Here is a 21,973-nt window from a genome sequence, read left to right as displayed (position 1 = left end):
CCTTCCCGCGGGCGGCTGGTGGCGGCCGGGGCCGCTCCTGTCAGGCGCCACCATCGACCCGCGTACGGACGGTCGCCGACGACCGCGCAGTAAACTTGCCCGTCTGTCCGACTGGCAACGAGCACACCGTGATCATCCAACCCAAGGTCCGCGGCTTCATCTGCACCACCACCCACCCGACCGGCTGCGCGCTCAACGTGCGCGACCAGATCGCGGCGACGAAGGCACAGGGGGTGCGCAGTGACGGGCCGAAGAAGGTGCTGGTGATCGGTGCCTCCAGCGGCTACGGGCTGGCCGCACGCATCAGCGCCGCGTTCGGCTTCGGCGCGGACACACTGGGCGTGTTCTTCGAGAAGCCGGGTAGCGAGAAGAAGCCCGGTACCGCCGGCTGGTACAACGCCGCCGCGTTCGACCGCGAAGCCAAAGCGGCGGGCCTGTACAGCCGCTCGATCAACGGCGATGCGTTCTCCGATGCCGCACGCGAGAAGGTGATCGAGCTGATCCGCGACGAAATGGGTGGGCAGGTGGACCTGGTGGTCTATTCGCTGGCATCGCCTGTGCGCAAGCTGCCCGACACCGGCGAGGTCAAGCGTTCGGCGCTCAAGCCGATCGGCGAGGCCTACACCTCGACCGCCATCGATACCAACAGGGACCAGGTCATCGAGGCCACGATCGAGCCGGCCAGCGAGCAGGAGATCGAGGACACCATCGCGGTGATGGGCGGCCAGGACTGGCAGCTGTGGATCGACGCGCTGGAGGCCGCTGGCGTGCTCGCCGATGGCGCCAGGACGGTGGCCTTCAGCTATATCGGCACCGAGATCACCTGGCCGATCTACTGGCATGGCGCGCTGGGCCGCGCCAAGGTCGACCTCGATGCCACCGCGCGGCGGCTTGATGCAAGGCTCGCCGCGAACGGCGGCAGCGCGAACGTCGCGGTGCTGAAGTCGGTGGTCACCCAGGCCAGCGCGGCGATCCCGGTGCTGCCGCTGTACATCGCCATCGTGTTCAAGGTGATGAAGGAAAAGGGCCTGCACGAAGGCACCATCGAACAGCTCGACCGCCTGTTCCGCGAGCGCATGTACCGCGCCGACGGCACTGTCGGTGAAGTCGACGACGAAGGGCGTTTCCGCCTCGACGACTGGGAACTGCGCGACGACGTGCAGGCGCAATGCCAGGCCGTGTGGCCGCAGGTGCGCACGGAGAACCTGTTCGAGCTGACCGACTACGCCAGCTACAAGCACGAGTTCCTGAAGTTGTTCGGCTTCGAGCGCGACGACGTCGACTACGACGCCGAGGTGGATCCGGTGGCCGATTTCGACGTGATCGAACTCTGACGGGCAGACAGGCCGATGGCGGGGTGCACAAAAGGCGGATGACGGGATACGCGGACGCAGCCGTCCGCGTTTACCCCACGCCTTGCCGGCACCTCCCGGCGCGAATGAAACGATTCATTCCGGCGACTGTTCTGTTTTTGGCGGCAAACGCCCATAACCTTCTCTCATCCATCCACTGATGAGCAGATGCCCATGTCCCAGACCTTTCTCGATGCCATCCGCCGCCGCCGCAGCCAGTACGCGCTGGGCCCCGAGCTTCCGCTGTCGCGTGACGAGACCACTGCGCTGATCCAGGAAGCGGTCCGCCTGGCGCCGTCCTCTTTCAACTCGCAGAGCTCGCGCGCGGTGATCCTCCATGGCGACGAGAGCAAGCGCTTCTGGGAGATCGTTCGCGAGGCGCTGCGCGGGATCGTGCCGGCCAAGGCGTTCGCCGCCACCGGGCAGAAGATCGACAGCTTCGCCGCCGGCGCCGGCACCGTGCTGTTCTACGAGGACCAGGACGTGGTGAAGGCGCTGCAGGAACAGTTCCCGCTGTATGCCGACAACTTCCCGGTGTGGTCCGAACATTCCACCGGTATCGCCCAGTTCGCGGTCTGGACCGCGCTGGCCAATGCCGGGATCGGCGCCAGCCTGCAGCACTACAACCCGCTGCCCGACGAGGCCGCGGCAAAGGCCTGGAACCTGCCGGCGAGCTGGAAGCTGCGCGCGCAGATGCCGTTCGGCGCCAACGCAGGCCCGATCGGCGAGAAGACCTTTATCGACGACAGCACGCGTTTCCGCGTCTTCGGCTGAGCGGCGGCTGGCGCTGACGGGATCGCCTATCGGCGAAGCGGCTGCCGGGTCGAAAGCGTGGCCCCGGCGGCAGGCATCGCACGAAAGCGCTCCCAGCGGTTACGCGTTTCGTTTGGGAGCGGCCTGGCCTCGATTGCGCCCTTGACCCAAAGGGATGTGCACTGCCTGGTGTGACCGAGGTCGCGCCGCCGGTCGGGCGGATCGACGTCAGTCGCCCGCGGCGCTCGCCGGCGACAGCAGGAGCTGGTGGCGGGTTTCTCCGGGCAGGAACGGCGAGGCGCGGCCACGGGCCCAGTCGTCGTGGCCAGCGCCCCAGAACGGCGACAGCGGATGGCCGCTCTGGCCGCCGGGCATGTGGGCGATGCCATCGGCCTCGTGCCCCGGGGCCACCACCATCCGCTGCGAGGCGCCGAAACCCGGCCCCTGCACGCGCGGCATCATGCTGTCGCCCGGCAGTGGCTCGGCCGGCATGCACAGCAGACGACGACCGATGAGCGGAATCGCACCCGCCAGCGGATGGCAGATCGAGGCGGTGTTGCGTTCGCCCCAGGTCCGCGCCGCCAGAGGGTCGGTTTGGCCGAGCTCGTCGCGCACCTGGGCTGCCGCATCCTCGAGCAGCGCGGTCCAGCCATCGCGGGCGTCGTCGCAGACGGCGTCGCCGGGTGCGCGCGTCGCGCAGCTGTAGCGGCGCGGCAGCAGATGCGCAGGACGTGCGCCCAGCAATGGCCATGCCACGCCTTCGAGGTGCGGCAACGACGGCAGCGCGAAGTCGGTACCCAGAGTTGCCAGCGCGGGCGAGGCCAGGCCGTCGGCGATCCGCGCATGCACCGCCAGGCGCCAGGCCCGCACGATGCGGTAACTCGCCGAATCGACATCGGCGTGGCCGCTCCAGTCAGCGGATGCCGCCGCAAGCGCGCGCAGCGCGGGCGCGTTGTGGTCGTCGCTGCCGGCGGTCGCGTCGTTGCCAGCGAACGTGCGCAGCAGTTCCCACCAGCGCGTCATCAGCAGCGCGCGATCGTCGAGCTGGATGTCCAGCAGCTCGCGCTCGTCGAACCGTTCGCCTGCGGCCAGGGCGTCACGGATCTGCCTCGCGCGTGCGCCGAGGGTGGCGCCGCCGTCGCCGATGCGCTGGAACCCGGCCCCATCGAGGATACGGTTGTTGGCTGTCCACAACCGGTCCGCCGTGGGCGAGCGCAGCAGCGGGGATGCGTTGGTGGCGATCGGCCAGGGCTCGCAGGTCGTGCCATCGCCATCGCCATCGCCACCGGGCGCGGTGGAAATCCGCGCGCCGTCGCAACCCGGCGCGCGCTGTGGCAGCGGGCCGAGCAGCCGCCAGGCGATCGCGCCATGGCGGTCGCCGGCGACGAGGTTCTGCGTGGGCGTGGCGGTGCGGTTGGCGATCTGCAGCAGATGGTCGAGGTTGCGTGCGCGCACGAATCCGGCGAGCCCGAAGTCCAGTGAGCCGGGCAGGTGTGCCACCCAGCGCAGCGCCAGCGCGCTGCCGTCGGCCTCGCGATGCAGGATCGGGCCCCATGCGGTTTCGTCCACCGCCACGGTGACGGGTTTGCCGCCAGCCACCGCGATCCGTTCCTCATGGCGTTCGTAGCCGGTGCAACCCGCCGTGGTCGCCGGCCCGGGCGCGGCGCACGGCCGTACCCGCTGCCAGTCGAGGTAGTCGCCGTAGCTGTTGGTGAAACCCCAGGCCACGTGGCCGGTGCTGCCCACGATCACCGCGGGCAGGCCGGGCAGGGTGAAGCCGGTGACATCGACCTGCCCGCCGGGTGCGGTGGCGTCGGGATAGCGCAGGCGCACGCGGAACCAGATGTTCGGCGCGCGCAGGCCGAGGTGCATGTCGTCGGCCACCAGTGCACGGCCGTCGTCGGTGAGTCGGCCGGAAACCGCGAAATTGTTGCTGCCGGGCAGGAGGTCGGTCTCCGCAGGCACGCCGCCAATGAATCTCTCCGGCATCACGGCAGAGAGGGCGAGCCACCGCGGAGCGGACGGTGGAGTGAGGGCAGGCATTTCGGACGCAAGGCGCGCACCCCCGCTCCTGTCGCCCGTCCCCGGCACCGATCCGATCAGCTGCTGGGCCGGCGCCACCGGCGTATCCGCTGCCGGCGTGGGCAGCGTCCGCAGGTCGAGGACGGCGGCATCGGGCAGCGTTGCGTCGCCCCAGACCTCGCCGGACAACGGCGCATCCCAGCTGCTGCCGGCGTGGGTGAGCAGGGTGTAGAGCGGTGGCGGCAGGTGTTCGCGCAGGCGCGCCAGCGCCAGCTCGCGCGTGTTGGCCGCGTCCTGCAGGTCGAAGTACATCGCATAGCCCGCCAGCACCGTGTCCGACGTGGTCCACGGTTGCGGTCGCTGGCGCAGCAGCAGGTAGGGCCACGGGCGTACGCGCAAGGCGTCGCGGCCTGCGTTGACGCCATCCACATAGGCCTGCAGCGACGCCTCGCGGCCGGCGACGATGTCCGGCAGCCGCGCCTCCACGCGTGCGCGCATGCGATGCATGCGGTTGGCGCGGTCCACGTCGAGGGCGCGGGCGCCGAACAGCGCCGACAGTTCGCCCGCCGGCACCCGACGCATCAGGTCCATCTCGAAATAGCGCTCCTGCGCGTGCACCCAGCCCAGCACGCGCATCGCATCGGCCTCGCTGCCGGCCTCGATGGTCACCACGCCGAGCGCGTCGCGGCTGACCGCCACCGGGGCACCCAGGCCGGCAAGGTCGGAATCCCCGTCCAGCCGCGGCACGCTGCCGCGCAACAGCAGCCACGCGGCCAGGGCCGCCAGCAACGCGATGGCAATCAGCAACAGCAGGCCCGCGCGAAGCGGGCGCCGGATTCCAGGCCGCATGGTCCATCCCCCTTGTCGAAGGTCCGATTCTAGGAGGGCGCGGCGTGGAAGCAGCGGCGGACCTTGCCGGACCCTGCCGACACGCGAATGCGACTCGGACGGATTCTCATCCGATCGCATGCGCGCACAAGCCGGCATACTCCGGCCGTCCAGCTGTCCGTCGAGAGGTCGCGTCATGAAGGGTCACCCCGAAGTCATCGAATACCTGAAGGAGCTGCTGCGCGGCGAGCTGGCGGCGCGCGACCAGTACTTCCTGCATTCGCGCCGCTACGAGGACCTCGGCCTGCATCGCCTCTACGAGCGCATCAACCACGAGATGGAGGAGGAGACCCAGCACGCCGATGCGCTGCTGCGGCGGATCCTGTTCCTCGAGGGCGATCCCGACATGCGCCCGCACGCGTTCGAACCCGGGCGCACGGTGGAGGAGATGCTGCAGCGCGACCTCGACCTCGAGTACAAGGTGCGCGGCGATCTCGCCCGCGGCATCGCGCTGTGCGAGCAGCACCAGGACTACGTGAGCCGGGAAGTGCTGGTCACCCAGCTCGCCGACACCGAGGAAGACCATACCTACTGGCTGGAACAGCAGCTGCGCCTGATCAGGATGATCGGCCTGGAAAATTACCAGCAGAGCAGGATGGGCGAGGCCGGCGGCACGGACGCCGGCACGCACTAGGGGCAACCGCCGCGTGCCATTCCCACGCGGCCCTCATCCCTTCCTTCGGGACACCGGCCTTCGAGACACCGGATTCGCGCCCGTGCGACGCAACCCACCGCGTCGCCACGCGCTGCGTTACTCGACTGCGAGCGCCTCCACCTTCTGCCAACCGCGCGGCAACAGTCCGCCACGACTCGCCCGCACCCCGATGTAGCTGTCCAGGTCCTTCCACGACAGCGACATCGTGCGCGCGCCGGACTTCACCTGCAGTGTCTGCCCGGCGCCGAGCACCGCCACCGCGACCACCCGCTCCGTGCCCCGCTTGGCCTTGGGGATCTCGATGATCTTGTTGCCCTTGCCGCGCTCGAGTTCCGGCAGTTCGCTGACCGGAAACGCCAGCAGGTGCCCGGCGCTGGTCACCGCGACGATGCGGTCGTCGGCGGTACCGCACAGCTGCGCGGGCTGCAACACCTGCGCGCCTTCCGACAGCGACAGCATCGCCTTGCCGGCCTTCTGCCGGCCGACCAGGTTCTCGAAGCGGGTCACGAAGCCGTAGCCCTGCGACGACGCCAGCACGAAGCGCGCATCCGGCTCGCCGCTGGCCAGGGCCACGAACGATGCGCCGGGCGCCGGCGAGAAGCGCCCGGTCAGCGGTTCGCCGTTGCCACGCGCCGACGGCAGGCTGTGGGCGATCGTTGAATAACTGCGGCCGCTGGAATCAAGGAACACCACGGTCTGGGTGCTGCGGCCACGCACCGCAGCCAGCAGCTGGTCGCCCTCGCGGTAGGACAGCCCCGCCGGGTCGACGTCGTGGCCCTTGGCCGCGCGCACCCAGCCCTTGGCGCTGAGCGCGATGGTTACCGGCTCGCTGGGCACCAGGTCGGTCTCTGCCAGCGCTTGGGCCGCGCCGCGTGCCACCAGGGGCGAACGCCGTTGATCGCCGTACTTCTTCGCGTCGGCCAGCAGCTCGTCCTTGACCAGCTTCTTCAGCTTCGCATTCGAGCCCAGCGTCGCGGTGATGCGGTCGCGCTCGGTGGCGAGTTCGTCCTGCTCGCCGCGGATCTTCATTTCCTCCAGGCGTGCCAGCTGGCGCAGGCGCGTCTCGAGGATGTACTCGGCCTGTTCTTCCGAGAGCGCGAAGCGTGCGATCAGCGCGGGCTTCGGCTCGTCCTCGGTGCGGATGATGCGGATCACCTCGTCGAGGTTGAGGAAGGCCACCAGCAGGCCTTCCAGCAGGTGCAGGCGACGCTCCACCTTTTCCAGACGGTGCTGCAGGCGGCGGGTCACGGTGGCGAAGCGGAACTCGAGCCATTCCGACAGCAGCATCTTCAGGTTCTTCACCTGCGGGCGGCCGTCGAGCCCGATGACGTTGAAGTTCGCGCGGTAGCTGCGCTCGAGGTCGGTGGTGGCGAACAGGTGGCCCATCAGCTGTTCGGCATCGACACGGTTCGAGCGCGGCACCATTACGATGCGGGTCGGGTTGGCGTGGTCGGACTCGTCGCGGATGTCCTCCAGCCACGGCAGTTTCTTGGCGCGCATCTGCGCGGCGATCTGCTCGATCACCTTCGAAGGCGAGACCTGGTGCGGCAGCGCGGTCACCACGATGTTGTGCGCTTCGCGCGCCCAGGTCGCGCGCGCGCGGATCGCGCCGCTGCCGGTCTCGTACAGCGTGATCAGGTCCGACGCCGGGGTGATGATTTCGGCGGTGGTCGGGTAGTCCGGGCCGCGCACATGCTCGCAGAGGTCGCGCACGCTGGCGTCCGGATCCTCGAGCAGGCGCACGCATGCGCTCACCACCTCGTTGAGGTTGTGCGGCGGCACGTCGGTGGCCATGCCGACCGCGATGCCGGTGGTGCCGTTGAGCAGCAGGTGCGGCAGCCGCGCCGGCAGCCACGAAGGCTCGTCGAGCGTGCCGTCGAAGTTGGCGGTCCAGTCGACGGTGCCGTGCGCGAGTTCGCCCAGCAGCATCTCCGCGATCGGGGTCATCTTCGATTCGGTGTAGCGCATCGCGGCGAACGACTTCGGGTCGTCGCTGGAGCCGAAGTTGCCCTGGCCGTCGATCAGCGGATAGCGGTACGAGAACGGCTGCGCCATCAGCACCATCGCCTCGTAGCAGGCGCTGTCGCCGTGCGGGTGGTACTTGCCGATCACGTCACCCACGGTGCGCGCGGACTTCTTCGGCTTGGCCGCGGAGCCCAGTCCGAGCTCGCTCATCGCATAGATGATCCGGCGCTGCACCGGCTTCAGGCCGTCGCCGATGAAGGGCAGGGCGCGGTCCAGCACCACGTACATCGAGTAGTCGAGATAGGCGCGTTCGGCGTACTCGCGCAGCGGGATCTGCTCGAAGCCATGGAAGACGGGACGGACGGTGTCGTTCATCGGGACCGGTACTGCGGGGAAACCGTCGATTCTACCGGGGCAGCCAGGGTTCACGCCCTGCCTGGCTAGAATGACCACCCGCGACGGAGTCCATGATGAGCAAGCGCGCCAGCCCGCAGGCGGCTCCGCAAGGAGTACGCGGGCGCACCGATGCACCGCGACGCGAGCCCCACGTGGGCTGCGACGGGTGCCTGGCCCGGCACCTGTCGGTGTGCGCGTCGCTGCCGCAGGAGGAAACCCGCGATCTGGAGGCCGCGGCCGGCAAGCTGCGGCTGCCGGCGGGCGCCACGCTGGCGCGCGAGGGCGCGCCGCGCCGTGATGTCTACACCGTCACCAGCGGCATGCTGCGCCAGGTGCGCGTGCTGGGCGATGGCCGCCGCCTGGTGGCCGGGTTCCTGCAGGCCGGCGACTTCATCGGCCTGACCGGTTCGCTGACCCACCGGCACACCATCGAGGCGATCAGCGACACCGCGCTGTGCGCGTTCCCGCTGCAGGGCATGCGCGCGCTGTGCGAGCGCCACCCGGAGCTCGGTTCGGGCGTGCTCGACCGCGCGTTCAACGCCCTCGATGCCAGCGAATCCAACCACATGGCGCTGGCACGGATGACGCCGCTCGAACGCCTCGCGGGCTTCCTGCTCGACATGGCCGCGCGCCAGCACCAGCGCGGTGGCGAGGCGGATCGCGTCGATCTGCCGATGACGCGCGCCGATATCGCCGACCATCTCGGGCTCACGGTGGAAACCGTCAGCCGCAGCTTCACCCGGCTGCGCCGGGAGGAGTTCGTGCATTTCGACGATCCGCACCACATCCAACTGCGCGCGCCCGACCGGCTGCGCGCGCTGGTGCAGCCCTCGGGCTGAGCGTTCCTCGCGGCAAGGCCCGCGGCGCTATGCGTCGGCCGCTTGCAGCTGACCATCGCGCAGGCGGTAGCGCCGGTGCACGACGCCCGCGGGCAGGGTGTCGTGACTGATCATCAGCACGCTGCGGCCTTCGGCAAGGCAGGCGACGTCGTGCAGCAGCGCATGCGCGGTGTCCACGTCGAGGCCTTCGGTGGGTTCATCGAGCAGGATCACCGGCGCATCGCGCAGCAATGCACGCGCCAGCGCCAGCCGCCGTGCCTGCCCGCCGGAGAGGCTGCTGCCGCTCTCGCCGATCCAGCCGTCGAGTCCACCCTGCAGGCCGCGCACGGTATCGCCGAGGCGCACCGCCTCCAGTACCTGCCACATGCGTGCGTCGTCGGCGGCGGCGTCGCCCATCGCGAGGTTGTCGCGCACGCTGCCGGCGAACACCGGCGCATCCTGCGGCAGCCAGGCAAGCCTCGCGTGCCAGTCCGCGAGGTCGGCTTCGCGCAGATCCACTCCGCCGAACGCGATGTGCCCGGCATCGGGGTCGCGCAGCCGCAGCAGCAGCGCCATCAGCGAGGATTTCCCGGCGCCGCTGTCGCCGGAGATCGCAACACGTTCGCCGGGGCGCAGTTCGAGGTCGACGCCGTCGAGTACCGCGCGTGGCGCAGCGCCGCCCCAGTCGAAGCGCACGCCGGACAGCTGCAGCATGCCCTGTGCCGGCAGCGCGACAGCTTCCGCCGGTGGCTCCACCGGCGCTGCGCGCATCGCGATGTCATCGAGCCGCCGCAGCGATGCCCGTGCCGCGCGCAATGCCTGCCAGGCCTGGCCGACGCCGGCCGCGACCTCGAACAGGGCGACGCCTGCAAACAGCACCGCCGCGGCGGCCGCGGTGCCGATCTCGCCGGCATGGTGCGCCACCAGTAGCAGCCACAGCAGCGCCGGCAATGCGAGCGCGACCACCAGCGCATGCACCAGTCCCGACCAGGACAGGCGCTGCAGCAGGCGCGATTCGCGCGCGGCCAGTTCGCCGGCAGCGGCGTCGATGCGAGCCAGCTGCCCGGCCTGCGCATCCAGTGCGATCAGGTCGGCCGCGCCTTCGATGCCTTCCTGCATCGCCTGCCGCAGCCCGGAACGTGCGGTCGCGCGGTCGTGCTCGGCATTGCGCGCGCCCCAGCCGGTGGTCGCCGGCACACCCACGCCGATCGCCAGCGCCGCGGCCAGCAGGCACAGCGCAGCGGGCGGCAACACCAGTGCGGTGGCCGCGATCACCACCACCGTGATGGCTGCCAGTGCCAGCAGCGGGCCGAGTGCACGGATCAGCAGGCCGTCGGCGGTCTCGATATCGCCCACCAGCCGCGCCAGCAGGTCGCCCAGCCGCTCGCGGCCGAGCCCCAGCGGTGCCTGCGGCAGGGCGCGTGCGAAGAACCACACCCGCAGGTCGCGTGCCAGGCGCAGGGTGACGTCGTGCCCGTAGAGCTTTTCCGCATAGCGCGAGACGATGCGCGCGAAGGTCAGCGCGCGGATCCCGGCCGATGGTCCGAAGAAATTGAATCCCGATGCCAGCCCGCCGGCGAGCGCGGCCGCGGTGAGGAAATGACCCGAGAGTGCCAGCAACCCGGTGCCCGCGGCCACGGTCGCCGCCAGCAACAGGATCGCCAGCGTGATCGGCAGCGCATGGCGGCGGAACACCGCCGCCGAACCGGTCGCGGGTCCGCTCATTGCAGGCCACCCGCGGCATGGAGTTTCACCACCCGGCCGGCTGCCTCGAGTGCCGCATCGCTGTGGGTGGCCACGATCAGCGTGCGCCCGCGGGCGAAGGCCACCAGCGCCTCGAGCACGGCGCGTTCGGTGTCGGGGTCGAGGAACGCGGTGGGCTCGTCGAGCAGGGCGAGGGCGGGGTCACGCAGGAACAGCCGCGCCAGCGCGATGCGCCGGGCCTCGCCTCCGGACAGCCCGAAGCCGCGCTCGCCGATCACGGTGTCGAGCCCGCCGGGCAGGCGGGTGGCGAAACGCATGACCTGCGCGGCTTCGGCGGCGGCCTGCAGCGACGCGTCGTCGGCGTCGGGACGGGCGATGCGCAGGTTGTCGGCGATGCTGCCGTGGAACAGGTAAGGACGCTGCGGCGCATAGCCGATGCGCGCGTCGGGCGGCGCGATGACGATGCGGCCCTCGCGCAGCGGCAGCCAGCCGGCGATCGCTTCCAGCAACGTGCTCTTGCCACTGCCGCTGCCACCCGCCAGGGCCACGAATTCACCGGGCGCGATCTCCAGGTCGAGCGCGGACAGCGCGTCGCGCCCGGCGCCGGCGTGGCGCACGCTGATGCCCTGCAACGTCACCGCAGGTGCAGTGGTGGATGCCGCCGGGGCTAGGGACGTGGACCGGATCGGCTCGTCCGCCTGTAGCGCCGCACTGGATGCGGGTTCGACGTCGTCGGCCAGCGCATGCTCGATCTCCTCCAGCGCGGCCAGCGCGCTCGCACGGTCGTGGTAGTGCGCGGCCAGCCGGCGCATCGGTGCATAGAACTCCGGGGCGAGCAGCAGCAGGAACAGCCCGGTGCCCAGTGTCAGCGGCGCACCGCCGCGCAGGTCGATCATGCCGAGGTAGCTCATGCCCAGGTACAGCGCGATCACCGCCACGCTCACCGAGGCGAAGAATTCCAGCACCGTCGACGAGAGGAAGGCGATCCGCAGGACCTTCAGGCTGCGCTCGCGCAGGCCCTCGGCCGCGCCTTCGATGCCCGCGAGTTCGGCGTTGCCACGCCCGTAGAGGCGGATCAGGCCGAGTCCGCGCAGGCGGTCGGCAAAATGACCGCCCATCCGCGACAGCGCACGCAGCTGGCGCTGGCTCGCCGCCTGCGCGCCCCAGCCGACCAGCATCATGAAAACCGGTGCCAGCGGCATCGTCACCAGCAGCAGCACGCCGACCACGGGTTCCACCAACAGGGCCACCACCAGCATCGCCAGCGGCACCAGCATCACTTCCAGCCGCGCCAGCAGGTACCCACCGAAGTAGCCGTCGAGCGCGTCGACATGGGTGCCCGTGAGTTCACTCAATGCACCACTGCGCTGGCGCCGCAGCCATGGCGCCCCGCGGCCAAGCACGCGCACGGCAAGGGTGCGACGCAGGCTGGCGCGCAGTGTGGTGCCGGCGGCATCGGCGGTGCGGCGGGCACCCAGCAGCAGCGCGGCGCGTGCCAGTCCTACCGCGACCAGCGCCAGCAGGGCGGGCGCGAGCGAGGCCGGGGCCGCGCCTTCCACCAGCCCGCGCTGGACCAGCAGTGCGATCAGCGCGGCCTGGGCGATCAGCAGCCAGCCCGCGACCACCGTGCATCCGCCGGCCACACGCAGTCGCCCGCGCACCGGCGCTGCGAGCGCATCGAGGCGGCGGATCTGGTCGGCACGGGATACGGAGGCTTGCGGCAGCGGTTCCGCCGCGTCTGCTGGATCCATGGAGGACGGTTCGACGATGGGAGCGCGGAGCGCGCGGCCATTGTAGCCGCGTCACCAGGCGCGTCCGTGGCTCCCCGTGCATCTGTGGCGCGTGTCCGTCGTGGATGGCGTGTCGCCACCGCGACCCCGGCAACGCCCGTACCCGGCCAACAAAAAACCCCGCTTTCGGCGGGGTTTCTTCATCACCTCGGGAGTTGCTGCAGCGTCCCGACGTTGTTGCTTGGTGCCCAGGAGAGGACTCGAACCTCCACGGTTTTACCCGCTAGTACCTGAAACTAGTGCGTCTACCAATTCCGCCACCTGGGCAGGTGAGGCGCGTATGTTGCGGTGCGGAGGAGACCTTGTCAACGCTTCGCATGCATCCGCATCACGCGTCGTCGCGGAAGCCGCCATGTACCATCGCCGCCATGGCAAAGACACCAGGCAAACGCGGCCAGAAGCGCGTCGACAGCACCTCCGCAACGCGCGGGGGCACACAGAAAAGCGGCACGCCGAAGGCCAGGGGCCGCGGCGGCGATGCACTTCCGGGCTGGATGCCGGACACGCTGCGCGACGCGCCGCGCGCCACGTCGGGCAAGACACCCGGCAAGCCTCCGACGGGCCGCAAGCCGGGCCGCAAGCCGGGCGGCGCCGGCAAGCCGGGCGGGTTCCGCGATCCGCAGGCCGAGCGCGAGGCGGGCCGTTACGAGAATCCCATCGTCAGCCGCGAAGCCATCCTGCTGTGGCTGGGCGAGGCCGATGGCCCGCAGACCGCCGATGACCTCGCCACCCACTTCGCGCTGACCGAGCCGGAGCGCTTCGATGCGCTGGGCAAGCGCCTGGGCGCGATGGTGCGCGATGGCCAGCTGTTGCAGAACCGGCGCGGCGGCTTCGTGCCGGCGGCGCGCATGGACCTGATCCCCGGCACGGTGATCGCCAACCCCGAGGGCTTCGGCTTCCTGCGTCCCGACACCGGTGCCGGCGACGACCTGTTCCTGCCGCCGGGCGAGATGCGCAAGGTGATGCACGGTGACCGGGTGATGGCCAGTGTCACCGGCATGGATCGCCGGGGTCGCCGCGAAGGCGCGATCGTCGAGGTGCTGGAACGCAGGCTGACGCGCCTGATCGGCCGCTACATGGTGGAGTCGGGCATCAGCTACGTGGTGCCCGACGACCGCCGCATCCAGCGCAACGTGCAGGTGCCGCAGGATTCGCGCAATGGCGCCGAGCACAGCCAGCTGGTGGTATGCGAGATCGTCAACGCCGGCGATGCCCGCCGGCCGCCGATCGGTCGGGTGCTGGCGGTGCTGGGCGATGCGCTGACGCCATCGCTTGTGGTGGAGGCGGCCATACACGGCCACGACCTGCCGCACGAGTTCCCGCAGGAGGTCATCGACCAGGCCACGGCGATCCCGCTGGAGGTCGACATTCCCACTGCCAACGCGCGCCGCGATCTTCGCCGGCTGCCGCTGGTGACCATCGATGGCGAGGACGCCAAGGACTTCGACGACGCGGTCTGGTGCGAACCCAACCGCGACGGCTTCCGCCTGGTGGTGGCGATCGCCGACGTCTCGCACTACGTGCAGCCGGGCACGCCGCTCGACAACGAGGCGCAGCTGCGCGCCACCAGCGTGTACTTCCCGGGGTTCGTGGTGCCGATGCTGCCGGAGACGCTGTCCAACGGCATCTGCTCGCTGTGTCCTGAAGTGGACCGCCTGTGCTTCGTCTGCGACATGCAGGTCGGCCGCGACGGCAGCGTGCACCAGTCCGAGTTCTACGAGGCGGTGATGCACTCGCACGCGCGCCTGACCTACACGCAGGTGTGGAACGCGGTCGGCGAGGAGGATCCGGATGCGCAGGCGCAGGTCGGTGCGCTGATGCCGCAGCTGCGCCACCTGCACCAGCTCTACAAGGTGCTGTCGAAGGCGCGCAACAAGCGCGGGGCGATCGAGTTCGAGACCTCGGAGGTGCGCTTCGTCCTCGACAACCGCGGTGAGGTGGTACAGGCCGGCATGCTGTTGCGCAACGACGCACACAAGCTGATCGAGGAATGCATGATCGCCGCGAACGTGGAGGCGGCGAAGGCGTTGCTGGCCTCCGAGGTGCCGGGCATGTACCGCATCCACGACAAGCCGCCGGAATCCAAGTACGCCGACCTGCTGGAGTTCCTCAAGGAGTTCCAGCTGCGCATGCCGCCGTGGGGCAAGGTGCAGCCGAAGGACTTCACCGCGCTCTTGACCAAGGTGCGCGAACGTCCGGATGCCGCGCTGCTCGAATCGGTGCTGCTGCGCAGCCAGAGCCTGGCGGTGTATTCGGCCGAAAACATCGGCCACTTCGGGCTGGCGCTGGAGGCGTACTCGCACTTCACCTCGCCGATCCGTCGCTACCCCGACCTGCTGGTGCACCGCGCGATCAAGCACGTGCTGTCGGGCAGGAAGCCGTCGTCGTTCCGCTATTCGACCAACGACATGGCCGCGCTGGCACTGCAGTGCTCCGAGCGCGGTCGGCGTGCCGACGAGGCCGAGCGCGAGGTGGACGAGCGCTACCGCGCGGCGTGGATGGAGCAGCACGTCGGCGGCGAGTTCTCCGGCGTGATCAGCGGCGTGACCAGCTTCGGCCTGTTCGTCGAGCTCGACCAGTCCAAGGTCAACGGGCTGATCCACGTCACCCAACTGCCGCGCGACTTCTACCACTTCGATCCGCTGCGCAAGACGCTGGCCGGCGAGCGCACCGGGCGCGAGTTCCGCCTCGGCGACCGCCTCGACGTGCGCGTGCTCAAGGCCAGCCTCGAGGAACGCAAGATCGATTTCGGGCTGGTCGAGGAGGATCGCGGACCGAAGCCGCCGCCGCCGCGCGGCAAGCCGGCCAAGCGGGTCAAGAAGCCCTACGGGTGATCCCGGGCGGCGGCCCCTGCCGTCCGTCTACAATGGGCGCCCCCTCGAGTACCGCGGACCGCGATGAGCAAGCAGACCTCCTGGATCGCCGGCATCAACGCCGTTGCGGCGGCCGTCGAGCACGATGCCGGGAACGTCCGCGAGGTGCTGCTGGAGGCGGGCGCGAAGAACCCGCGCATCGCCGAGATCGAATCCGCGGCGCGGCGTCGCGACATCGACGTGCGCCGCGTCAACCAGCAGGCGCTCGACGGCGTGGCCGGCGGGCTGCGGCACCAGGGCGTGGCCGCGCGGTATATCGCGGCCAGAACCTGGGATGAGCATGACCTCGCCGCCATGGTGGAGGCTGCCGGTGGCAAGGCGCTGGTGCTGGTACTGGATGGCGTGCAGGACCCGCACAACCTCGGCGCCTGCCTGCGCAGTGCCGCGGCGGCCGGCGCCACCGCGGTGGTGATCCCGAAGGACAAGGCGGTGCAGGTCAACGCCACGGTGCGCAAGACCTCCGCCGGTGCCGCCGATACCGTGCCTGTGGTGCGTGCGACCAATCTCTCCCGCACCCTGCGCGAACTGCAGAAGCAGGGCGTGTGGATCCACGGCCTGGCCGGTGATGCCGAAACCTCGATGTACAGCCTCGACCTGCGCGGCAACGTGGCGCTGGTGCTGGGCGGTGAGGCCGAGGGTCTGCGCCGTCTTACCCGCGAACACTGCGACAGCCTGGCGCGCATCCCGATGCCGGGCGGATTCGAAAGTCTCAACGTGTCGGTGGCCACGGGCGTCGCACTGTTCGAGGCTGTGCGCCAGCGCCTGACGGGCTGAACCCTTGGCCGTGGCGCGCGTGCTGCGGCCCGTGGTCCGGGGCCCTGACGATGGCGGGCGCGCGCGCGGCATGGCCGCGTACGTGGCGGGCGCCCTGCGTCGCATCTGCATTCTCGGCTGCCTGCTGCTGGGCATGGCCTGGCCGGCAGCGGCGTTTCCGGCAACCGCCGTCACCACGCAGGCCACCGCACTGCCGGCGGCGCCGCTGCGCGATTACCTGGTCGACCGCTGGACCACGCGCCACGGCCTGCCGCACAACTCGATCCGCGATATCGCGCAGACGCCCGATGGTTTCCTGTGGTTCGCCACCTGGGAAGGTCTGGTGCGCTACGACGGCCTCGAATTCACCGTCTTCGATCGCAGCACCAGCCAGCCGGCCCTGCCCGACAACGGCGTGGGCGCGCTGTATGTCGATGACGACGGCGCACTGTGGAGCAGCCTGGCCGCGCGCAGCGACTGGGGCGGCCTTTCCGGGCTGCGGGTGACCGTCAGCGCCGGCGCGTCGATGCTGGAGCCGCGCGATGCGTCGCCGGCGGATGTCTATCGTCGGGCCGACGAGGCGCTGTACCGCGCCAAGAGCGCGGGCCGCGACCGCATCCACATGGCCTGAGTGGTCATCCCCGGGTCACGCCGCGCGACGGCGGCTGGCTAGAATGCCGCCATCGAGGACGCGGGGACGACCCCGCCGCTCCAACCGCAACGGGGACGGCCCCGGCCTACCGGAGTGTTCCCATGCACTGGACCATCCTGTTTTTCGCCGGCCTGTTCGAGGTCGTGTGGGCGGTCGGGCTCAAGTACACCGAAGGCTTCACCCGCCTGTGGCCCACCGTCGGCACCCTCGCCGCGATGGCGATCAGCTTCGGCCTGCTGGCCCAGGCGATGAAGGCGCTGCCGCTGGGCACCGCCTACGCGGTCTGGGTCGGCATCGGTGCGGTCGGCACCGCACTGGTCGGCATCACGCTGCTGGGCGAGCCGGCGAATCCGGGCCGGCTGATCAGCATCGCGCTGATCGTGGCGGGGGTGATCGGGTTGAAGCTGGCGACCGCCTGACCGCCTGACCGCCTGACCGCCGGTGCCGGTGCCGGCTGTGGCGTCGGCGGTCAGACCGGGACTGCGGGTGGCGCCGGCGGCGGCGGCGCCGGCCATGCGTTGACGATGGTGCAGAATAGCCGCGCGGTCTGCTCGGCGTCGTACACGGCCGAATGCGCATCGGCGGCATTCCACTCGAAGCCCGCCGCCTGCACCGCGCGTGCCAGCACGGTCTGGCCATAGGCCACGCCGGCCAGGGTCACGGTGTCGAACACGCTGAACGGGTGGAACGGGTTGCGCTTGTGGCCGCTGCGCGCCACCGCTGCGTTGAGGAAGTTGAGGTCGAAATGGGCGTTGTGGCCGACCAGGATGGCGCGCTGGCAACCATGCCGCTTCAGCGCGGTGCGCACCGGCGCGAACACGTGGCTGAGTGCATCGCGCTCGGGCTTGGCGAAACGGAACGGATGGTCGAGGTCGATGCCGGTCACCTCGAGCGACTTCGGGTCGATCTCGGTGCCTGCCGCCGGCACCAGGTGGGCACTGGCGGTCTCGCCGAGCACCAGCCTGCCGTCGGCGTCGACATCCAGCGGCACCGCGGCGATCTCCAGCAGCGCGTGGCGGTTCCAGTCGAAACCGCCGGTTTCCACATCCACCACCACCGGCAGATAGCCGCGAAAGCGCTTGGCCAGCAGGCTCGGCGGCGCGGGGACGTCCTGCGTGGTGGAAGGCTCGTTCATGGGTTCGCCGCGCTCAGTCGGCGCGGCCGGAGAATTCGCCGGTGGTGGTGTTGACCAGCACGCGCTCTCCGTTGGCGATGTATTCCGGCACCTGGATTTCCAGACCGGTCGACAGCGTGGCCGGCTTCGGGCGCTTGGTGGCGGTGCCGCCCTTGAGTTCCGGCGGGGTGTCGACGATCTCCAGCGTCACCGTCTGCGGCAGCTGCAGCCCCACCGGCTGGTCGTCGATGACCTGCACGAAGCAGCCACCCAGGCCGTCGGTGATGTAGCCGGCGTCATCGCCGACCACGTCGGCATCGAGCTGGTACGGGGTGTAGTCCTCGTCATCGAGGAACACGAACGCGTCGCCATCCTTGTAGGAGAAGCTGGCCTGGCGGCGCAGCAGTTCGACCTCGGGCAGGCTGTCGTCGGCGTCGAAGCTCGCGTCGAGCTTGTTGCCACCCGGCACGCTGTACATGGTGAAGCGGAAGCGCACGTTGCCGCCGCGCCCCTGCGGGGAGCTGCGCTCGATGTCGCGGACCTGGTACACGCCACCGTTGTATTCGACGACGTTGCCCTTCTTGATGTCGCTGGCTTTCATGGATGTGTTCGGTCGGATGTGGGGTGGACCGCGGCACGCCTGCGCCGCGGCAGTGGTGTTACTTCGCGGGCGTCACTTCGGCGCCAGCCGCACCGCGCCGTCGAGGCGGATGGTCTCGCCGTTGATGTAGCGGTTGCCGAGCAGATAGGCGACGAGGTCGGCGAATTCCTCAGGTCGGCCCAGGCGCGACGGGAACGGGATCGACGCCGACAGCGAGGCCTGCACGTCGTCCGGCATGCCGTCCACCATCGGGGTCCAGAAGATTCCCGGCGCGATGGTGTTGACGCGGATCCCGAAGCGCGAGAACTCGCGCGCCATCGGCAGGGTCATGCCGACCACGCCGGCCTTGGAGGCGGAGTAGGCCGCCTGGCCGATCTGGCCCTCGTACGCGGCCACCGACGCGGTGTTGACGATCGCGCCACGCTCGCCGTCTTCGCCGGCCTCGTTGTGCTGCATCACCGCGGCGGCGGCCTTGGCGACGTTGAAGCTGCCGACCAGGTTGACCATCACCGTCTTCGAGAAGTGCTCCAGCGCCATCGCGCCGTCGCGGCCGAGCACGCGCCCGGCGCCCAGGATGCCCGCGCAGTTGATGCAGGCGTTGAGGCCGCCGAGGAACCCGCGGGCGGCGGCGACATTGGTGGCCACGCCGGTCTCGTCGGTGACATCGGTGCGGAAGTAGCGCGCGTTGTCGTCGCCCAGCGCGGCGACCGCTTCGGCGCCCTTGCCGTCGTTGACGTCGAACAGCGCGACCTTGCCGCCCCGGGCGACGAGATGCTCGGCGACGGCCAGGCCGAGCCCGGAAACGCCACCGGTGACGATGGCGCGGATGTCGGACAGCTGCATGGGAACTCCTGCGGCGAAAGGACGCGATTCTACCCGGCGGCTGGCAGCGACGTCCGCGGCAGCACCTCGAACGAGGCGCCGGCGGCCGCACCATCGGGGCCGAAGCGCCGTTCCGCGAACACCAGCGACTGCGCCTCGACCAGCACCACCGAGCTGCAGCGCGTGCCGTAGACCGGATCGCGGATGAAGGCCGGCGACAGCCGGCGCTCCAGCGCAAGCCCGACGCCGGTATCGGGCAGCCGCTCGTCCGGCGCCTGTGCGGTGTCGGCGAGTGCGTCGAACAGGGGCGCCAGCATCTGCGGAGTCACGACCGATCCATCGCGACCGGGCAGGGCGTCGAGCCACGCGGCAAGGGCGCCGGTCGCATGTGCGCTTTTTGGCCAGCTTGCGTCGAACGCGCCGTTGGACATCGCGTGCAGGCCCGGTGCCACCGGCATCGCCACCGGTTCCGGCACGTTGCTGGCGAAGGCCAGGGTCTCGCCATCCCAGACCAGCAGGTTGAAACGGCCGTATGCGCGGGCCTGTGGCTGCAGCGCTTCGGCAAACGCCATCGCACCGTCCCGGGCGCGCACAAAATCGCGCACCAGCCAGCCGCGCGAACGCCGCGCCTGCTCCGGTTCGAGCCCGCGCCGCACATTGGTGACCGCGGCCAGCCGGCCACGCGTCGACACCTGCAACCAGCTGCCACCGGCTTCCAGGTCGCGACCGCCGTAGACCTCACCGGCATCACCGGCATCCGGATCGAAACCGGCGGGCGCGGTGGCGCGCGCATGCGCCTCGTCGCGATTGGCGATGAGCACCAGTGGCCAGCGTGGGTGCAGGCGATAGGCGAGGGCGACCAGGCACATGGCCCCAGCCTAGCGGGTTGGCGCGGGTTGCAGCGTCGTCAGAGCGGGCACAGCGCCAGGCGCCCGGCATGCGGCGCGCATACGCGGTCGCGGCAGGCGATGCCGGCTGGAGTGTTCGCACGCGGGCAGGCAGCAAGCGCCTGCTCCACCTGCTGCCGGGCTCGCGCCTCGCGCCGCGAGACCGGTTGCGCCTGCGGTCCACCCAGGCTTTCCAGGCGCGCCTGGGTCTGGCGGCTGCGCTCGTCGTCCGCGCGCAGCTGCGCCACCAGGGCGTCCATCGACTCGTGCTCCTCGCCAGGCGCGCTGCCGTCCTGGTGGATGATCCGCATCAGCGTCGACAGCAGCCCGCCGTCATCGGCCGCAGCCGCAGGTGCGGTCGCGGCCGCACGCCGGGCGGTCGTCGCGCGCGTCGGGACGCGTTCGGACCCTCCGACCCGTGCCGTCGGCGGCGCGGCCGGGGTGGCGGCTGCTCCGGCGGCCGCGGCAGCGACCGCGGTCGTCCCCGGAGCCGCCGACCCGGCCGAAAGACGCTGGAACGGATCGGCCGGGCGCTCGTCGACGATCACTGCGACATCGTGTGGTGGCTCGCCCGCGTCCGCGGCAGCCGGAATGTCTTGCAAGGCGGTCGCCGGATCATGGACAGTCTGCGCCGGATCCACGGCCACGCCCTGCCACAGGCGCGTTGCCGCAAGGAGCAGGAACACAAGGACCGTGAGTGCGATGACCCCCAGCAGCAGCCGCCTGCCGGCAAGCGTGCGTCCACGACCGCTGCGCGGCCTGCGCGTGCGCTCGGGCCTGCGTTGTTCCATGTCCGCAAGGATGCGGCCGCTGCCTGCGGCCACAGTGTGGCCGCTACCTGCGACCAGGCTGGGACGGGTCGATTCGCCAGTGTTCAAGGGCAATCCTGCGCTTGTCCGGCCGCGGCCGGGATCAGTCCGTTGCCGCATTCTATGCAGCCGGGATGGCGCGGCGTCAATGGCGTGCCATCCGTGTGGAGCGGCGGCATGACGGTTCTCGTCGTGTTGCTGGTGTTCTTCGTGCTGGCCTGCGTGTCGAGCTGGTTGCTGCTGTTCGACGGCGCGCGCGATGCGCTCTCGGGGTGGTGGGCGCGGATCCGGGCACGTTTCGCGCGAACCGGAACCAGGGTCTCGGGTGGTCTTGCGCGGAGCATCGGTGCCGGCGGGCGTGCCGCGGCCGGGGTTGGCTCGGGCGTACGCCAGGGCCTGCGCAGGCATCGCTGGCTGGTGCTCGCTTCCGTCGTCCTGCTGGTACTGCCGCCGCTGCTCGTGCTCGGCCTGCGCCAGCGTGTGGTGCTGCCCGGTTTCCAGGGTGACGACCTCGGCGAATCGCAGACGATGATCGCCGGGCTACTGCGCGGCGAGCGGCTGGTACCACCGCCACCGCCGCCGCCGGCGGTGTTCACCACCCGCGAGATCCGCGAGGAGCGGCCCGAGGTCGTCACCGCCGACCGCCGCTGGGATCATGTGGATGCCGACCTGCAGCAGCGGGTACTGGCGATCTACCGGGTGATGCAGTCGCAGTACGGGATCCGGATGGTGCTGGTGGAAGGCTACCGGTCGCCCGAGCGGCAGGCGGAGCTCGCGCGCGAGGGGCGCGCCACACTGGCGGGCGCATGGTCGAGCTGCCACCAGTACGGCCTTGCACTGGACAGCGCACCGATGCGCGACGGCAAGCTGCAGTGGGACATGGGCGATGCCTGGACCCGGCGCGCGTACTTCCTCTATGGCGAACTCGCCGAGCAGGCCGGGCTCACCTGGGGCGGGCGCTGGACGCGCCTCAAGGACTACGTGCATGTCGAGTCCACGCGCAGCTGCCGTGAGGCACGTGCGGCACGCCGCGCGGCCAGCGACTGAGCGCATACGCAGGGATGCCAAGCGGCGCCGACACCTGTTATCGTCGCGGCCGGACCGGCTGCGGTCCGCAGG

The 21,973-nt window shown here is 70.4% G+C and carries 18 protein-coding genes, 1 tRNA gene and 1 pseudogene; 10 read left to right on the top strand and 10 right to left on the bottom strand.

Annotation, left to right across the window (positions count from 1 at the left end; genetic code table 11):
- Positions 1-128 precede the first annotated feature (128 nt).
- Together fabV and LDO11_RS09675 are read left to right on the top strand one after the other, a co-directional pair.
- Entirely contained in the window at positions 129-1,334 is a 1,206-nt protein-coding gene (gene fabV / locus LDO11_RS09680; RefSeq protein WP_232141362.1) for an enoyl-ACP reductase FabV, read from the top strand.
- 192 nt (positions 1,335-1,526) lie between these two features.
- Positions 1,527-2,126, top strand: coding sequence for a nitroreductase family protein (locus LDO11_RS09675; protein ID WP_232141361.1), 600 nt, complete (start codon positions 1,527-1,529; stop codon positions 2,124-2,126).
- Between the two features lie 207 nt (positions 2,127-2,333).
- On the opposite strand, the gene LDO11_RS09670 is transcribed toward LDO11_RS09675, so the two are convergent.
- A complete protein-coding gene (locus LDO11_RS09670) occupies positions 2,334-4,976 on the bottom strand; it encodes a penicillin acylase family protein (RefSeq protein ID WP_232141360.1) in 2,643 nt (880 codons plus the stop codon).
- A 175-nt stretch (positions 4,977-5,151) separates the two neighbouring features.
- On the opposite strand from LDO11_RS09670, the gene bfr reads away from it, so the two are divergent.
- On the top strand, positions 5,152-5,649 hold the full coding sequence (bfr, locus tag LDO11_RS09665) for a bacterioferritin (protein ID WP_232141359.1): 498 nt from the start codon (positions 5,152-5,154) through the stop codon (positions 5,647-5,649).
- A 117-nt stretch (positions 5,650-5,766) separates the two neighbouring features.
- On the opposite strand, the gene parC is transcribed toward bfr, so the two are convergent.
- Entirely contained in the window at positions 5,767-8,010 is a 2,244-nt protein-coding gene (gene parC / locus LDO11_RS09660; RefSeq protein ID WP_232141358.1) for a DNA topoisomerase IV subunit A, read from the bottom strand.
- Between the two features lie 95 nt (positions 8,011-8,105).
- On the opposite strand from parC, the gene LDO11_RS09655 reads away from it, so the two are divergent.
- Positions 8,106-8,870, top strand: coding sequence for a Crp/Fnr family transcriptional regulator (locus LDO11_RS09655; RefSeq protein ID WP_232141357.1), 765 nt, complete (start codon positions 8,106-8,108; stop codon positions 8,868-8,870).
- 27 nt (positions 8,871-8,897) lie between these two features.
- Here the strand turns inward: LDO11_RS09655 and cydC are convergent, their stop codons facing one another.
- The 3 genes from cydC to LDO11_RS09640 form a co-directional block, all read right to left on the bottom strand.
- A complete protein-coding gene (gene cydC / locus LDO11_RS09650) occupies positions 8,898-10,574 on the bottom strand; it encodes a thiol reductant ABC exporter subunit CydC (RefSeq protein ID WP_232141356.1) in 1,677 nt (558 codons plus the stop codon).
- On the bottom strand, positions 10,571-12,304 hold the full coding sequence (gene cydD, locus LDO11_RS09645) for a thiol reductant ABC exporter subunit CydD (RefSeq protein WP_232141355.1): 1,734 nt from the start codon (positions 12,302-12,304) through the stop codon (positions 10,571-10,573). The genes cydC and cydD overlap by 4 nt, the downstream gene beginning before the upstream one ends.
- Before the next feature lie 221 nt (positions 12,305-12,525).
- Positions 12,526-12,610 (bottom strand) — tRNA-Leu (locus LDO11_RS09640).
- A gap of 101 nt (positions 12,611-12,711) precedes the next feature.
- Here LDO11_RS09640 and rnr point away from each other — a divergent pair.
- The 5 genes and pseudogenes from rnr to sugE all read left to right on the top strand — a co-directional run bounded on the left by rnr (position 12,712) and on the right by sugE (position 17,040).
- Positions 12,712-15,177, top strand: coding sequence for a ribonuclease R (rnr, locus tag LDO11_RS09635; RefSeq protein ID WP_232141354.1), 2,466 nt, complete (start codon positions 12,712-12,714; stop codon positions 15,175-15,177).
- 63 nt (positions 15,178-15,240) lie between these two features.
- Positions 15,241-15,990, top strand: coding sequence for a 23S rRNA (guanosine(2251)-2'-O)-methyltransferase RlmB (rlmB, locus tag LDO11_RS09630; protein WP_232141353.1), 750 nt, complete (start codon positions 15,241-15,243; stop codon positions 15,988-15,990).
- A gap of 133 nt (positions 15,991-16,123) precedes the next feature.
- Positions 16,124-16,429: pseudogene (locus LDO11_RS09625) on the top strand (ligand-binding sensor domain-containing protein); the annotation flags it as partial.
- A 42-nt stretch (positions 16,430-16,471) separates the two neighbouring features.
- Complete coding sequence (locus LDO11_RS15740) at positions 16,472-16,600, top strand: diguanylate cyclase domain-containing protein (protein WP_343226122.1); 129 nt, start codon at positions 16,472-16,474, stop codon at positions 16,598-16,600.
- A gap of 122 nt (positions 16,601-16,722) precedes the next feature.
- The gene (gene sugE, locus LDO11_RS09615; protein ID WP_129135602.1) at positions 16,723-17,040 is read left to right on the top strand and encodes a quaternary ammonium compound efflux SMR transporter SugE; all 318 of its coding nucleotides are present in this window, start codon (positions 16,723-16,725) and stop codon (positions 17,038-17,040) included.
- Between the two features lie 50 nt (positions 17,041-17,090).
- Here sugE and rnt read toward each other — a convergent pair whose 3' ends face one another.
- The 5 genes from rnt to LDO11_RS09590 all read right to left on the bottom strand — a co-directional run bounded on the left by rnt (position 17,091) and on the right by LDO11_RS09590 (position 20,923).
- The gene (gene rnt, locus LDO11_RS09610) at positions 17,091-17,756 is read right to left on the bottom strand and encodes a ribonuclease T (RefSeq protein WP_232141352.1); all 666 of its coding nucleotides are present in this window, start codon (positions 17,754-17,756) and stop codon (positions 17,091-17,093) included.
- 13 nt (positions 17,757-17,769) lie between these two features.
- On the bottom strand, positions 17,770-18,336 hold the full coding sequence (gene yeiP, locus LDO11_RS09605; RefSeq protein WP_129135604.1) for an elongation factor P-like protein YeiP: 567 nt from the start codon (positions 18,334-18,336) through the stop codon (positions 17,770-17,772).
- 72 nt (positions 18,337-18,408) lie between these two features.
- On the bottom strand, positions 18,409-19,179 hold the full coding sequence (locus LDO11_RS09600) for an SDR family oxidoreductase (protein WP_232141351.1): 771 nt from the start codon (positions 19,177-19,179) through the stop codon (positions 18,409-18,411).
- A 29-nt stretch (positions 19,180-19,208) separates the two neighbouring features.
- Entirely contained in the window at positions 19,209-20,027 is an 819-nt protein-coding gene (locus LDO11_RS09595; protein WP_129135606.1) for an NRDE family protein, read from the bottom strand.
- A gap of 38 nt (positions 20,028-20,065) precedes the next feature.
- The gene (locus tag LDO11_RS09590) at positions 20,066-20,923 is read right to left on the bottom strand and encodes a hypothetical protein (protein WP_129135607.1); all 858 of its coding nucleotides are present in this window, start codon (positions 20,921-20,923) and stop codon (positions 20,066-20,068) included.
- Between the two features lie 108 nt (positions 20,924-21,031).
- Between LDO11_RS09590 and LDO11_RS09585 the strand changes: the two genes are divergently transcribed.
- Positions 21,032-21,901 carry a M15 family metallopeptidase gene (locus LDO11_RS09585; RefSeq protein ID WP_232141350.1) on the top strand — a complete coding sequence of 290 codons (870 nt, stop codon included), beginning with the start codon at positions 21,032-21,034 and terminating at the stop codon, positions 21,899-21,901.
- Positions 21,902-21,973: the final 72 nt, after the last annotated feature.

This window comes from Alterluteimonas muca (genome assembly GCF_021191595.1).
GTDB lineage: Bacteria > Pseudomonadota > Gammaproteobacteria > Xanthomonadales > Xanthomonadaceae > Luteimonas > Luteimonas muca.
Note: the sequence above shows the minus strand (reverse complement) of the source record. Positions and strands in the feature narration are given on the sequence as shown.